The organism is candidate division KSB1 bacterium (assembly GCA_034505495.1).
In the GTDB taxonomy this organism is placed as follows: Bacteria; Zhuqueibacterota; Zhuqueibacteria; order Residuimicrobiales; family Krinioviventaceae; genus Fontimicrobium_A.
On the sequence record JAPDQV010000001.1, the window covers coordinates 264,659 to 279,133 of the forward strand.

The 14,475-nt window shown below is 55.6% G+C and carries 11 protein-coding genes; 7 read left to right on the forward strand and 4 right to left on the reverse strand.

The genetic code is table 11. The features are described 5' to 3' along the window. The gene (locus ONB24_01045; protein ID MDZ7314687.1) at positions 1-1,353 is read right to left on the reverse strand and encodes a KamA family radical SAM protein; all 1,353 of its coding nucleotides are present in this window, start codon (positions 1,351-1,353) and stop codon (positions 1-3) included. Between the two features lie 360 nt (positions 1,354-1,713). Between ONB24_01045 and ONB24_01050 the strand changes: the two genes are divergently transcribed. From ONB24_01050 to ONB24_01065, 4 genes are all read left to right on the forward strand, one after another. Further along, positions 1,714-2,493 (forward strand): IS30 family transposase, encoded by a 780-nt coding sequence (locus ONB24_01050; protein MDZ7314688.1) that lies wholly within the window; start codon positions 1,714-1,716, stop codon positions 2,491-2,493. 334 nt (positions 2,494-2,827) lie between these two features. Beyond that, positions 2,828-3,052: a hypothetical protein gene (locus ONB24_01055; protein ID MDZ7314689.1), complete on the forward strand. Its 225-nt coding sequence runs from the start codon at positions 2,828-2,830 to the stop codon at positions 3,050-3,052. Between the two features lie 497 nt (positions 3,053-3,549). After that, positions 3,550-5,004: an FAD-dependent oxidoreductase gene (locus ONB24_01060; protein MDZ7314690.1), complete on the forward strand. Its 1,455-nt coding sequence runs from the start codon at positions 3,550-3,552 to the stop codon at positions 5,002-5,004. A 125-nt stretch (positions 5,005-5,129) separates the two neighbouring features. Continuing rightward, entirely contained in the window at positions 5,130-6,626 is a 1,497-nt protein-coding gene (locus ONB24_01065; protein MDZ7314691.1) for a bifunctional metallophosphatase/5'-nucleotidase, read from the forward strand. Between the two features lie 53 nt (positions 6,627-6,679). On the opposite strand, the gene ONB24_01070 is transcribed toward ONB24_01065, so the two are convergent. Further along, on the reverse strand, positions 6,680-8,110 hold the full coding sequence (locus ONB24_01070; GenBank protein MDZ7314692.1) for a DUF1080 domain-containing protein: 1,431 nt from the start codon (positions 8,108-8,110) through the stop codon (positions 6,680-6,682). A 143-nt stretch (positions 8,111-8,253) separates the two neighbouring features. Between ONB24_01070 and ONB24_01075 the strand changes: the two genes are divergently transcribed. Genes ONB24_01075 through manA form a run of 3 tightly spaced genes read left to right on the forward strand, consistent with a single transcriptional unit; the run spans position 8,254 to position 12,047 of the window. Next, positions 8,254-9,312 carry a DUF1593 domain-containing protein gene (locus ONB24_01075; protein MDZ7314693.1) on the forward strand — a complete coding sequence of 353 codons (1,059 nt, stop codon included), beginning with the start codon at positions 8,254-8,256 and terminating at the stop codon, positions 9,310-9,312. Between the two features lie 46 nt (positions 9,313-9,358). Next, on the forward strand, positions 9,359-10,825 hold the full coding sequence (locus ONB24_01080; GenBank protein MDZ7314694.1) for a DUF6298 domain-containing protein: 1,467 nt from the start codon (positions 9,359-9,361) through the stop codon (positions 10,823-10,825). A 19-nt stretch (positions 10,826-10,844) separates the two neighbouring features. After that, positions 10,845-12,047, forward strand: a complete 1,203-nt coding sequence (gene manA, locus ONB24_01085) for a mannose-6-phosphate isomerase, class I (GenBank protein MDZ7314695.1) — start codon at positions 10,845-10,847, stop codon at positions 12,045-12,047. Between the two features lie 83 nt (positions 12,048-12,130). Here the strand turns inward: manA and ONB24_01090 are convergent, their stop codons facing one another. Together ONB24_01090 and ONB24_01095 are read right to left on the reverse strand one after the other, a co-directional pair. After that, entirely contained in the window at positions 12,131-13,045 is a 915-nt protein-coding gene (locus ONB24_01090; GenBank protein ID MDZ7314696.1) for a sugar phosphate isomerase/epimerase, read from the reverse strand. A 32-nt stretch (positions 13,046-13,077) separates the two neighbouring features. Then, positions 13,078-14,229 (reverse strand): Gfo/Idh/MocA family oxidoreductase, encoded by a 1,152-nt coding sequence (locus ONB24_01095; GenBank protein ID MDZ7314697.1) that lies wholly within the window; start codon positions 14,227-14,229, stop codon positions 13,078-13,080. Positions 14,230-14,475: the final 246 nt, after the last annotated feature.

Consider the following 14,475-nt stretch of genomic DNA (forward strand, 5'->3'; position numbering starts at 1 on the left):
TCAAGCCTCCGCGTCTGTGTCCGCTTTTTGTTGAGCGGTGTCGGGATAGTGGAAAAGGCGATCCTGATAATTGCGTAGGAGGATTTCGTCACCTTCGCGTCCGGCCATGTAATCGGGCAGCAGAGGGATTTTGCCGCCGCCGCCGGGAGCATCGATGACGTAATGCGGCACGGCGTAGCCGCTGGTAAAGCCGCGCAGGCCGCGGATGATTTCCAGTCCCTTGGCGACCGGGGTGCGGAAATGAGCGGTTCCCGGCACCGGATCGCATTGATAGAGATAATAGGGGCGCACGCGCAGCTTCATGAGGCCGCGATTGAGCGCCAGCATGGTGTCGACGGAATCGTTGATGCCTTTGAGCAGGACGGTCTGGCTGCCGAGCGGGATGCCGGCGTCCGCCAGACGACGGCAGGCCTCGGCGGTTTCCGGCGTCAGCTCTTCGGGATGGGTAAAATGGAGGCTCATCCACAGGGGATGGTAGCGGCGCAGCACGTTGATCAGCGAGGAGGTGATGCGCTGCGGCAGGACGGCCGGAATCTTGGTGCCGATACGCACGACTTCGACATGCGGAATGCGGCGGAGATGGTCGAGCAGCCAGTCGAGGCGGTTATCGGCAAGGGTCAGCGGGTCGCCCCCCGAGAGCAGCACGTCGCGCACCTCGGGATGAGCGGCGATGTAATCGAGAGCAGCCTGCCAGGCATGCATGAGGCTGCTGAACCGCTCGTGTTTTTTGCCGACCACTCGCGAGCGGGTGCAATATCGGCAATAGGTGGAACAAAAGTTGGTCACCAAAAAGAGAACTCGGTCAGGGTAGCGGTGGACGAGGTTCGGCAGCGGGGAGTCGTGCTCTTCGCCCAAAGGATCAAAAGATTCGCCTGGTGTCAGTCGGAATTCGTCGAGGGTGGCCACAACGGAGCGACGCAACGGCTGAGCAGGATCCCGCGGATCGAGCAGCGAGGCGTAATAGGGGGTGATGCTGATCGGCATGGGGCCTTGGTGACGCCGTATGGCTTCTCGTTCGTCGTCGGTCAAGATGAGCAGTCGTTCAAGCTGCGCCGCCGAAACAATGCGGTTGCGCAGCTGCCAACGCCAGCTTTGCCAATGGCGGACGTCGATTTGCGGATAGAAACGGCGGCGAAACTCGTCCGTTTTTTCGCTGATGAGAGAAAACGAAGATCGGTACGGTTGATCGATGGTGTTGACCGTTCGGGCAGGGACAATGCTCTCCTTCTTTTCCCCTTCGATAGCAGAAGGAACGAGCGGCTTCAGAATGGTTGTCGTCCTAGCTGTTGCGAAGTACAGAGACGGCGTACTTGGAGGCTGTTCGCTTTCTTCGCAAACGATGTTGTTTTCCATAAGGCATACACTTCCTTTCGAATAGCAGGTTATAAATAGGGGTTGCCGTTAAATTTGCCCGCTGAAACAAATCGGATGCTCGGATATTTCCAAGATGTTCCGACGGTCGGCAAATTTAAACGTGCAAGTTAACAGTTTTTGCGCGAATTGCAAGCTATATTTTTGAGGGCTCTCTCATTACGCCGACGGTTCGAGTGATTGCCGGAGTTTGTCCCAAAGATGCTGCCGAATTCTTTCGCAACATCGCCTCATAGCCGGCCTCGCGAATTCAACCAACAAGTGCAACAGTTATTCATGATATTCTTGACTTCATTAGTCTTGGGACTAATGAAGTTAAGGAAAAAAAGAAAGCCGAGGCTTTTGAAAAAGAGATTTGAGCAACTGACCTGCGGTCAGAGAGTGGAAATTTACGCGCGTCTCCAAACCGGCAGGATTTATTTGGAAATTGCCGAGCCGATCGGCGTCAACAAATCCACGGTCGGCCGCGAGATCAAAAGAAACCGCGGGCGGAAGGGGTACCGTTTCAGGCAGGCGCATGAGAAAGCCCTGTCAAGACGCCGCGGCGCCGGAAAAAAGATTCGTTTCACCGCCGAGATCAAAGCAGAGATGATCGAGCGGCTAAAGAATGATTGGAGCCCCGAACAGATCAGCGGTCGTTTAAAGGCCGAGGGCAGGCCGTCCGTCAGCTGCGAAACTATTTACCGCCTCATTCCCGACGATCCAAGACAAGGCTGCGAAAGGAACCGGCATCTCAGGCTCGGTCGGAAAAAACGCTGCAAACGCAAAGGCCGTCGCGGCCAAATCCCGAGCTATGTCATCATTGACGGTCGGCCGGCCGTTGTTGATGAAAGGACGCACGCCGGCAATGGGGGAAACGGCATAATGATCGGCAAAAACCATCGGGGGGAGCTTTTACGGTTGTTGAACGAAAAACCGTGTTCACGCTCATCTGTCGGATCCTTCGGCGGGAAGGCGTCCTGCTTTCCCTATACGGCGGAAAAGTGCTTACGATTGCAGCAGACAACGGCAAAGAGCACTCGGAACATCAGGAAATCGCGGGGCTGCCCGGTGCAAATTTCTTCTTCGCCCATCCTGGAAGCTGGTGGATACGCGGTTTTGACGAAAACACTGACAGCCTGATCCGGCAGTACCTGCCGGAGAAAACCGGTTTTGAACAAAGAACTGAACAGAATCATTCAGAACTAACTCGACAATCGTCCGCGTAAATGTCTTGTTTATAAAACTCCGGCAGAACTCTTAATTCATCCGTTGCACCTGGAACTTGAATCCGCCACTTTTAAACAGGTACATTGCGGAACAACATCATGGAAATTTTTCTGTGTTTTGAAAAGAAAAACTTCTATTTTCATTTGATAAAAACCCTGTCTTTCTAGGGATAGTTGTTGACGCCTGGTTAAATATTGGCGCGGTTATCGATCTCATGTGTGAAAGCAACTTTACCGGAGAGGATAAAATGGCCAAGGTGCGGAAAAAAGGTTATGGGGTACTGCTGTCCTTGACGATTCTGTCTACGCTTGCCGGATTATCGACGCTGCTGCCTCAGGCGTCGGCGAGCAAACCGTGTCTGCTCGGCTATTCAGCACATTGTACCTTTACACCGATCAGCACGCTGATCTGTTTTGCTCTCGCCGCTGTAACCTGCACGCTGCGCAAAAAGCACTTTGCCCTGTTACAGTAGCCGGAAACCGGCAGCTCTTCAACAGTAAGGGCAAAAGATCCGAGCCTGAGGCGTCGCAAGATTTTTCGGCTGCGGCTGTCGGTGGGCCGATGAGTTGAGGGAAAGCATCGTATTCGAAGGCGTGACGACAGGGTTGCGGAGTTGGTATAAGCCGGAATGCAGCCGTTGTCCCAATGCCGATCGATCCATCGATCAGCGGCAGCAAAATTGGACTCGATATCCTTTCAGAGTCGCCGAATTCAAAGTGAAAGAGATGCCTGCAATTACGGTATCGCAGTGGCTGCACCATTTGCGAGTGCGAAAAACTTTACGACAGGCTGGAAAGGTATTGCGGATTGAAGCTGAAAAAGAGGTTGAGGGGTCGTTGCGTCGGCCATAATGGGCTGTTAGTTTGCTTCTGCAGGCCGGTTCACGGAAATCTTTCTGTTCTGCCTGCAGTAGCCGAGGTAAAGGGATTGAGTTAATAAAAGTTCGAAAAACAGCAGGGAAGGGTCAAGATGAACCGAAGGCAATTTGCAAAAGGAATGATGGCGCTGACCGCAGCCGTCAGAAGCCTGCGCGGCGCTGAGAAGTCGGCGATGGAGGATGGCGGGACCTGGGTCGAACCGCCGAAGCGGTTGCCGGTGCGCACCTACGACGTGGTCGTAGCCGGCGGCGGGACGGCCGGAGTCTTTGCCGCCTTGGCTGCAGCCCGCCAAGGGGCCAAGACCTTGCTGATCGAAAACAAAGGGTACTGCGGCGGCACCGCGGTGGAAGGCGGCACGGCGCTGCACAGCTTTTACAATCTCTACACCGCCTTCGAAGGCTGTCCCAAGCGGCAGGTCGTTCGCGGCATACCGGCAGAGTTTATCGAGCGGTTGACGGCCATGGGCGGCTGTTCCGGCTATCCGGAAATGGAAACCGGTCGTGACTATGATGCCGTCTGCACGGCCGTAGATACCGAACTATACAAGCTCTTGGCCTTTCTCATGTTGAAAGAGGCGGGCGTGCATATAGCCGTCAACACCTTGCTGGCGGGCGCCGTTGTCCGGAGCGGTTTTGTGCAGGCCGTGATTACCGAAAGCCGTTCGGGGCGGGAGGCGGTTACGGCGCATAGTTTTATTGACTGTACCGGTTACGGCGACCTCTGCGCCCATGCGGGCGCCGAATTCAGCGTTCCGAACGATTATGAGTGCTGCAACAGCTTTGCCTTGGCGAACGCCTCGCCGGAAGATTATTATCGATTCCTCGCTTCGCACAATTCCGTCGGCCAGGTGTGCCGCGGATTACGCAGCGGCGAGCCGAACAAGCTGGTGCGGGTGGGCGCCGAGCAACTGAATATTCCGGATTTTTCTGATAAGGCGCGGGAGCTGGGTTTGTCGTTGATTACCACCAGCGTGCGCGATCATTATCTAATGTTCGTCAAGCTGAATTACAAGATCCCCGGCAGCGTCGTCAATCGCGACGATATCGCCGAAGCGGAAATCGAGATCCGTCGGCGCATGCAGCTGGGAGCCGAACTGCTTCGCCAATATGTGCCCGGATTCGAAAAAGCTTTTATCGCCCGTACGAGTCCCTCGCTGTGCATTCGGCGGGGCCGCCTGATCGCCTGCGATTACGATTTGACGCACGAGGACGTCATCGACGGCCGCCATTTCGACGATGATGTGTTTGTCTACGGCTTTCACGACATGGCGCCCCGTTATCAGATCAAAGACGGCGGCACCTACGGGATACCTTACCGCGCGCTCTGCGTCAAAAACATCGAAAACCTCTATGCCGCCGGTATGATGATCACTTCGGATCGTCGGGCGCACATGTCCACCCGCAATACGGTAAGCTGCATGGGACAGGGTCAGGCGGTCGGCACGGCTGCGGCGCTCTGTGCGGCCGAACGCTGCGGCAGCCGCGAGCTGTCCTATCCGCGCCTGCGCGAAGCATTGCTCAAAGGAGGGGTCTATTTTGAAAATTGAACCTTTGGACTGCTGAAAGTCTCGGTTTCTATAAAATCGTCGAACTATTTTTGCCGGCGAATGAGTTACAGTTTCTCATTAACGATTAAAGGCAGATCGAATTGAGCAATCAGAAAAGGCGTTGTATGAGAAAATTGAGTTTATTGATGATTCTGCTGTTGGCCGCCTGCTACTCCAAACAAAGAAGCGGTCAAGTAGTGATTCTGCACACCAACGACATGCATTCCCAGTTTTTGCCGGCACCGGCGACGTGGGTGCAGGGTTCGCCCAAGCCGTTGGTCGGCGGCATGGAAGCGCTGGACTATTTTGTCCGCCGACAGCGTGAAGAGCACCCCAATTCAGTCCTGCTGCTCGATGCCGGTGATTTCACCACGGGAACACTCCTGAGCCGTATAGTTTACAACGGCGGCTATAACGGCGGTTTTATCGAGATGATGAATTTGGTCGGCTACCAGGCGGTGACGCTGGGTAATCATGAATTCGACGAGGGGCAGGAGAACCTTTTGCGCACTCTCGAGCTTTTGCAGGCCGATGTGCTGACCTCGAATTGGAAAATGCGCGGCAAGCGGCCGGGGATGTTGTACCGCATTTATCGCCTTGGGGGACTGCGCGTAGGAGTGATCGGGTTGTTGATGAGCGATTTGGCCTCGGTCACGGCGGAAAAACACCTTGACGGCGTGCGCATCGAGCCGCCGGCAACTGCGGCGCAGCGGCTGATCGATAGAATCGACGGCAAGACCGATCTGATTGTGCTGTTGACGCATCAAGGCATTGAAAACGATATTGAGCTGGCGCGCTCTGTCCGTCGCGCGGACGTCATTGTCGGCGGCCACAGTCATTCGCTGCTGCGCAAGCCGCTGCGGGAAAACGGCGTGCTGATCGTGCAGACCGGCAGCTCGCTGCGCGCTATGGGCAAGCTGACCCTCGACGTGGCCGGCGATTCGGTCTCCGGCTGGAACTATGAGCTCATCAACCTTTGGGCCGACAGCGTGCGCGGCGTCAATCCGCCGATGCGGGCGCTGGTGGAAAGGTTCTCCGATGAGATCAACGCGCAGTATGGGCAAGTGATCGGCCGCCTGGAAACCGACTGGCTCAGTTCCGGCGGCGGAGAAACAAACATCGGCAACTATATCTCAGATGTGATTCGATCCGCAACCCACACTGAGATAGCCTTTATGAATAGCGGCGGTATCCGCAAGAGCCTGCCTGCCGGACCGATTCGGCTGCTCGATATTTGGGAGATTCTGCCGTTTTCCAATTACCTCGTCACCTTCGAGCTGACCGGCGATCAGCTTCAACAGATCATTACAACGGATGTCAACGAAAACATTCAAAAGGGCGGCGGTCTGTTACAGATTTCCGGCATGAGTTATACATTTCAAAGAACTGCCGAGGGCACCGGTAAAGTGCTGGAATTGCGCATCGGCGGCGAAGCCGTTGATCCGAGCCGCACCTATCGTGCCGCTACGGTCGATTTTATTTTTGACAAGTGGCAACAGGATTATGTGTTTCAAAATGTCGAACGGACATCAATATTGATTGCCGAGGCCGTAATCGAACAGATCAAAAGAGAGCAGCAGATCCGTTCTCAGGTGGAAGGGAGAATTCGGCAGGTGAATTAAAGAGAGCGGCGGCAGCGTGGTTCCGCCGCTCGAAGGTTCCGCCTTTTAGGACGTTATGGCATCCACATATCTTCGGGTTTGAGGTCGCACTCGCGGATCATCTGCAGACAGTAGGCCAATCGGCCTAAATCGTCTTTGCCGCCGTTGTTGGTTCCGAAGGTAAATTTGACGCCTGCGGCCTTGGCTCTTTTAATGAACGTCGCGCTGGGGATACGGTAACGGTCGTTGATTTCCAACGCCACTTGATTCTCGACCAGCGCCTGAATCACGCGGTCCATGCGCTCGGGCGTCCATAATTGATCATACTGCGGCATCAGCGCATCGGGCAAATAAGTGGGATTGACATAAATGTCGATCGGCTCATTCGCAAGGATGCTCACGATGCGGTCGACGAGCTGATCCATAAAGTGTTGCGGGTCGTCGATAAAGGTCTCTTCGGGGATCCACAGCCGCATACGGCGGCCGCGGTCGTCGGTCCAGGTCATGGCGTCGGTAAAGACATAGTCGAACTCGGCGATCGATGATTCTGAGAACAGCTCAAGCCATTCGCGGCCTTCGGCCTGCATGGCCAGAAAGGTTGCCGACGGCTTTTTATACTCGGCCAAAAAGCGGGTCAGCTGCTCCTCGTTTTCGATGCCCATTTTTACGCCGCAATTGACGGCGATGCCGTAGGTAAAGCCGAAAAAGCGCGCCCGCGCCAGAGCTTCATCGAGCGTCAGACTGCCCTTTAAATGCACATGCAGATCCATTAGCGGAAAGTTGCGGGCGGCCAGATCCGTCAGCAGCGAGTCCAGTGCACGGTCTTCCAGCGCTTTTCCGGGCGTCGGCAGATCATCCGGCAGCGGTTTGACGCGCAGATTGCGGAAATAGACGCGACTGTCCGGGTCATGGCACTGCAGAGCAAAAGTTCCTGCCGACAGGCGCCGTCCCTCCATCCCTTTCGGCCGCCACGGATCAACGGATTCCGTGTATTCAGCGATCAGGTCATCGTTGATATAAGTACGGATCGTTTTCCCCTGTACGACAATCCTATAAGAAAACCATTCATTATCCTGAGCCGGAGATTTCCATACATTGCGCACCGCATAGATGCTGCCGGTCATTTTGCGCTCGACATATTTGCCCGGCTCCGGCGCCGGCGTGGAATTGATGATCTGGCATTCATAGCCTTTACTCGGCCATCCCTTCGCCTGCCACGCCGTATGAATATAGATGCCCGAGTTGGAATTGGGCGTGGTCATCACTTCGGCGTAAAACTCGAAATTTTTGAAACGCGCGCCGTTGACCGGCCCGACATAAAACAAGTGGGAGCGCGGACCGGAAGTGACCAAGGCGCCGTTCTCGATTTTCCATGATTTGGGATGTTCCGCCGCCTTCCAACCGTTGAGGCTTTTGCCGTCAAAGAGCGAAATCCACCCCTCTTCTGCCCACAAGGCCGCGTGTGCAAGCACGAAGACAAGGATAAAAATAGACATGCGTTTCATATTCAGTCCCTTTTGTTGATGATGATAAAGAATATTAATCATTTTCTCAATGAAATCACACACCTTTTCATAGAAAATCGTTAAGGGTTGTAATTCGCGCCGACTTTTGCTACATTTTTTTGAATCATAGGAAGGAGTGAGCGGTGGACAGAGCGGGATTTTATTTTCTCGTTTTTACTTTGCTGTTTGCATTTCAGTCGGCTGTCAGGCAAACCTGTTTCAGCGCCGAACGCGAACGGCCGCGGGTGTTTGTGTTTACCGACATTAATATTGATGCAGGCGACCCGGATGACCGACAATCCTTGGTGCATCTTTTGTGGTATGCCGACGAGCTCGACATTCAGGGTGTCGTGCCGGACCGCTGGGAAGCGGGAGGCTTGGAGGCCTGTCGTCTGGTCGCCGCCGCCTATGCTCAAGACTATAAAGCTTATGGTTGGAAGAAAAATGGCTATCCTTCGCCAAAGCAAATAGACCGCCTGTTTTCCGTCGATTTGGAGGACGCCGTTCGACGATTTCATACTGCGGCCGAAAAAGGGCCGCTTTGGGTGCTCATTTGGGGCAACATGGAGCATTTCGGCCAAGCGCTGCGACGCCGTCCTGATTTAGCCGACAACATTCGTTTAATCACCATCGGCACCGGTTTAATGATGGAAGAGCATCGTCAATATGCCCCGGCCGGTTGGCCGATCACTGAAAAGCCGTGCGAACAACCCAACTGGAACGGCGCCGGTCGGAACGAGATCTTTAACGATGCCCGCTTTCGATCGATGTGGTGGTTGGAAATCAACTGGACTTACGAGGGCATGTTTACCGGCGAGGGGCCGAAAGTGATGTTCGAAAAGCTCTCCGGCTACGGCTCCCTGGGCCGACATATCAAAGAAGTGGTGCGCAACCAGCCCTGGGCGCAGTATTTCCGCGTCGGCGATACGCCGTCGGTTCTGTACGTGATCGATCCCGACCATGATCTGAACGATCCGACCCAACCCGGCTGGGCGGGACGTTTCGTCAGGCCGTTCCCGACGGAACGACCAAACTATTACACCGATGATTGCGGCGAAATCGAGTGGGATTACGCCGATCCCTGCCGAACCTGGACCAATCATGTTGCCGTGCGAAATGCGGCGAAATCGACTTTGGAGGGGATGCGCCCGCTCATGTATGCCGCGCTTTTGGAGAAATTGGATCGCCTCTACCATAAATAGAGCCGACCCTGCTGCAGGTCGGCAGCTTAATAAGGGAGAACCTGCCATGACAAGAGCATTATTCATTTTGTTTTTCGTCGCCGCAGCCGGGGCCGCGGAACCGATTCGGCTTTTGCAGGCCAATCCCCGCTATTTTCTCTTTCGCGGCAAACCGACTGTGCTCGTCACCTCCGGCGAGCACTATGGTGCGGTGCTCAATACGGCCTTCGACTATGAGCGTTACCTGGAGACTTTGGCCGCGGATGGCCTCAACCTGACACGGCTTTTTTCCGGCGCCTATGTGGAAAAGCCGGGCGCTTTCGGCATTGTGCACAATGTGCTGGCGCCGAAACGTGAGGACTATTTGCCGCCCTGGCCGCGCAGCGGGCAATCGGGCGCTTTGGACGGCCTGAACAAGTTCGACCTCGATCGTTTCAATCCGGCTTATTTCGAGCGGCTGAAGGCTTTCCTGCGATCGGCGTCTGAAAAGGGCATCGTGGTGGAGCTGGTTCTCTTTTCATCGATTTACGATGAGAACAACTGGGCGATGATGCCTTTTCATCCGCAGAACAATATCAACGGTACCGAATGCGCGGAGTTTCGACGCATTCATACCCTCGATAACGGCGGACTGCTGCCCTATCAGGAGAGCATGGTCAGACGCATCGTCCGCGAGGTCAACGAGTACGACAATCTCTATTTCGAGATTCAGAACGAGCCGTGGAGCGACCGCCCCGATTCCGCCGGTGTGATTTTGGAGCATCTGACCGATGATGTTTTCGTACCCGCAGGCGCCCGCTGGCAAAACCGCCTCGATTTGGCCGATGAGGCGTCGCTGGCCTGGCAGAAGCACATCGCCGAAATTATTGTGGACGAGGAAAGCCGGTTGCCCAATCGCCACCTCATTGCGCAAAACTATGTCAATTTTTTCTATCCGCTGAACCGAGTCGAACCGGAAATCTCTATTCTCAATTTTCACTATGCGCTGCCGCAGGCGGCTCTTTTGAACGCCGGCTGGAAAAGGCCGCTGTCGTTCGACGAAAGCGGCTTTGCCGGCCCCGAGCCGGACGTCTACCGCCGGCAGGCTTGGCGGTTTCTGCTCTCCGGAGGCGCGGTGTTCAACGGCCTCGACTATTCTTTCTATCCTGATTTCGAAGACGGCAGCGGAGAGATCAGCGGGCCGGGAGGCGGCGGTCCGCTGCTGCGTCGGCAATTGGCCGTGTTGCGGCGCTTCCTTGAACGGTTCGACCTCGGCGCGCTGCAGCCTGATTTGACCACGGTGCAGCACGCACCGGGACTCGTTCCTTATCTGCTCTCCGACATCGGAAAGCAATACGCCGGTTGGTTCGAAGGCCGCGGGGCGGGGATCGTTGCGCTGCGTCTGCCGAAGGGCAGCTACTTGATTCAATGGCTGGAGCCGCGCACCGGCGAGCTCTTGCGTCGAGAGCGGGTGTCTTCGAACGGCCGTGTTGCCGTACCTCTGCGGCTGCCGGCCTATAACGGCGAGATCGCCTTGGATTTGCGTCATAACTAAGGTCTGGAAAACTGCACGCATGACTCTGCCGCGCCTTTTCAAGATCAAGGGTAAGATTCAGCATTATGCCTGGGGCGGAACCGAATTTATTCCCCGCTTTTTGGGCATCGAAAACCGCGAGAACCGACCGTTCGCCGAGTTGTGGTTCGGCGCTCATCCGGCGGCGCCATCGGAAGCGCTGATCGATGGTGCTCCGCAGCCGCTTGATCGCTTGATCGGGAAGCATCCTTTTCTGCTCGGCCGCAGAGTCCATAAACGTTTCGGCCGGCTGCCGTTTCTGCTCAAGGTTCTGGATGCGCGCGACATGCTGTCCATTCAGGTTCATCCCTCGAAAAAGCAGGCGGAAGAAGGATTTGTCAAAGAGAATGCCGCCGGCATTCCGTTGAACTCGCCGCAACGCAATTACAAAGACGACAACCACAAGCCGGAAATGCACCTGCCGCTGACCGATTTCTGGATGCTGCACGGTTTTCGCGCTGAGCAGGAGGTCCGTTATCTTCTGGAATCCGTGTGGGCATGGAGCGGGCTGCGCGAAATTTATGCCGGCGGCGGGATCGAAGGGCTTTATCGCCGCATCATGACGGCGGAGCAGAGCGAAATCGACGCCTGGCTTTCACCGCTCATTGAGTCGTTGCGTACCAACCCGCCTCAAGACCGCGATTCCGCCGACTATTGGGCTTTGCGCGCCGCAGAGACTTTTCCTTTGCCTGAAGGTCATCTTGACCGCGGCATCTTTTCTGTCTACTTGCTCAACCTTTTGCACCTCAGACCGGGCGAGGGGACGTTTCAGGATGCGGGAGTGCCGCACGCTTATCTTCACGGCACCACGATCGAACTGATGGCCGCCTCGGACAATGTACTCCGCGGCGGTTTGACGCCCAAGTTCGTCGACGTCGATGAATTGCTGCGTACGGTCGTCTACCGAACCGGCAGGCCGCAGATTCTCCGTAATGAAAGACTCTCGTCCGTCGAGCAGCGGTTTTTAACACCGACCGAAGACTTTCAATTAACCCGCCTTCTATTAAACGCCGGCGAATCTTTTCGCAAGACCGGTAATGGGCCGTGCATCGGTCTGGTATACCGGGGAAATGTCGAAATAAAAGGGGATCTCGTTGTTCTCTCGTTGCAGCGCGGTGAGGCCTTTTTCCTCGCCGACGGCGTCCAAGCCGAACTGACCGCCTTGACGAGTGCCGAATTATTTCTTGCCGGCGTGCCCGTCTGAGAAGAGATTGTTTCGAACGAAAAACGCCTCGGCAATTGCCGAGGCGTTTCCGGTTTCAAAAAACTGCAAATGGACCGCGTAAATCAGGCGATAAACTTGCGCAGAAAAGCGTAGCTTTGTTTGAGCGACGCCTTGCGGCGCTCCAGCGACCCTTCGTAAGCGCGGTCTTCCACTTCAACGCACACCGGGCCGTCGTAACCGACATCGGTCAGGGCCGAGAAGAACTTGCCCCAATTCACGTCGCCGAGGCCGGGGAGTTTGGGCGTATGGTACTCGAGCGGATTGGCCAGAAAGCCGCAATCGTACAGCTTGTCGACGTCCAACCGGGCGTCCTTGGCGTGCACATGGACGAACTTTTTACCGAATTCCTTGACGGCCCGATACACGTCGATGCCCTGCCAGACCAAATGCGAGGGGTCAAAGTTGAGACCAAAGTGGTCGCTCGGGATTTCTTCGAACATGCGGCGCCAGACTTTGGGACTGTGCGCCAGGTTTTTGCCGCCCGGCCACTCGTCGTTGGTAAAGAACATCGGGCAGTTTTCGATGCCGATCTTGACGCCCTTGTCTTCGGCAAACTTGACCAGATCAGGCCAGACCTTTTTGAAGCGCGGCCAATTGTCGTCGATCGTCTTGGTCCAGTCGCGGCCGATAAAGGTGTTGACGACCTTTAGTCCGAGGAGCGGTGCCGCACTGATGACCTTCTTGATGTGCTCGATATAGACCTGAGCTTCCGCCTCATCGGGTGCGAGGGGATTGGGATAATAGCCCAGTCCGCTGATGGAGACATTGTATTTGGCCAGCAGCTCATTAATTTTGGCCGCTTCGTCTTTGGTCAGCGTCGCTACGTCGATGTGGGTGACGCCGGCATAGCGACGCTCGGCCTTGCCCTTGGGCCAGCACATCACTTCGATGCACTCGTAGCCGGTCTCGGCGGCAAACTTGACCACTTCCTCAAAGCTCAAATCCGGCAAAATGGCAGAGACGAATCCCAGCTTCATATCATCACCTCATGGTTTGTGAACAGATTGCTTTATTTGATTTTCGGAACGTCGATCCAACGCTGTTTCTGATGGCTCTTGAGAATGGTTTCGCAGAGAACGATTTCATGATGGCCGTCGGCAAAGGTCGGGAATTGCACTTCGCCTTTGCAGCCGGCGGCGATATAGCTGTAGAAAGCTTTGAAGCATTGCTTGAAACTGTCGGGGTAGCCTTCGTTATGTCCGCCTGGATAGGTGATGAAAGCGCGCGCCTCGGGCGACACAAGACCGGGATCGCGCAGCAGCACCTGATTGGCTTCGTCGCGGCGACCGATCCACAGCTCGTTGGGCGTTTCGCTGTTCCAATAGTAGGCGCACTTGGATCCGGCAATCTCGTAACGCAGGCAGTTTTTGCGTCCGGCAGTGGTCTGCGACACCCACAGATTGCCTACGCCGCCGTTATCGAGCTTGAACAGGATCGTACCGCAGTCTTCGGTGCTGATTTTGACCTCTTCGGTCGCCTCAATTTTTTGCACTTTTCCCGAAAAGGTCTCCACTTCGCCTTTGGGTCTACGACGCACGGGATGAACGATCTTGAGATCGGCGCACACGCTCACCACTCGGCGTCCGGTGATGTTCTGCAACAGGTCCAGCCAGTGCGTGCCGATGTCGGCCACGGCGCGCAGGGCGCCCCCTTCCTCCGCCAGCACCCGCCAGTTATAGTCGGTCGGATAGAGCAGCCAGTCCTGCACGTAACTGCCGATCATCGAATAGATCTCGCCCGCTTCACCGGAGCGAATGCGTTGCCGGACTTCCAGATTGATGGGATAGAAGCGCATGTTGTAATTGACGCCGGCGGCGCGGCCGCTCTTGGCCGCCAGTTCAACCAGTTCGCCGGATTGCTTTGAGTTCATAGCCAGCGGTTTTTCGCACAGCACATGCTTGCCGGCTTTGAGCGCCGCTTTGGCCATTTCATAGTGCAGCTTGTTGGGCGTCGTGATGTGAACCACGTCGACGGCATCGTCGAGCACCTCATGAAACGACTTGTAGGCTTTGGGCAGGCCGAGGTTGTCGGCGGCGCGCTTGGACTCCGCCTCGTCGACGCCGAGAATGCCTGCGACGGTCACCCCCAGCCGCCGCAATGCTTCGGTATGCGCCGGACCCATAAATCCGGCGCCGATTATTGCGGTCTTTAGGTTGAACATAGGACGATCCTCCTCAAAAATAGGCTGTCTTGACTCTTGCGTAATCTTCCGAGTTGCTTCCTGCCACGGAGGCACGGAGGCCACGGAGGAATGACCTTTTGCTTTTTTCCTCCGTTTTCTCTGTGACTCCGCGGCAATTTATCTATTGATCTCAATTTTTCATTAGAGGTATTTTTGCCACGGAGGCACGGAGGGCACAGAGGGATCACTCTTTGCCTTTATGCTCCGTGTTCTCTGTGTCTCCGT

Excerpts from the sequence above, each read along its gene's own strand:
- ONB24_01045 (MDZ7314687.1), bottom strand. The coding sequence starts at position 1,353 with ATGGAAAACAACATCGTTTGCGAAGAAAGCGAACAGCCTCCAAGTACG.
- ONB24_01055 (MDZ7314689.1), top strand. The coding sequence starts at position 2,828 with ATGGCCAAGGTGCGGAAAAAAGGTTATGGGGTACTGCTGTCCTTGACG.
- ONB24_01060 (MDZ7314690.1), top strand. The coding sequence starts at position 3,550 with ATGAACCGAAGGCAATTTGCAAAAGGAATGATGGCGCTGACCGCAGCC.
- ONB24_01065 (MDZ7314691.1), top strand. The coding sequence starts at position 5,130 with ATGAGAAAATTGAGTTTATTGATGATTCTGCTGTTGGCCGCCTGCTAC.
- ONB24_01070 (MDZ7314692.1), bottom strand. The coding sequence starts at position 8,110 with ATGAAACGCATGTCTATTTTTATCCTTGTCTTCGTGCTTGCACACGCG.
- ONB24_01080 (MDZ7314694.1), top strand. The coding sequence starts at position 9,359 with ATGACAAGAGCATTATTCATTTTGTTTTTCGTCGCCGCAGCCGGGGCC.
- manA (MDZ7314695.1), top strand. The coding sequence starts at position 10,845 with ATGACTCTGCCGCGCCTTTTCAAGATCAAGGGTAAGATTCAGCATTAT.
- ONB24_01090 (MDZ7314696.1), bottom strand. The coding sequence starts at position 13,045 with ATGAAGCTGGGATTCGTCTCTGCCATTTTGCCGGATTTGAGCTTTGAG.
- ONB24_01095 (MDZ7314697.1), bottom strand. The coding sequence starts at position 14,229 with ATGTTCAACCTAAAGACCGCAATAATCGGCGCCGGATTTATGGGTCCG.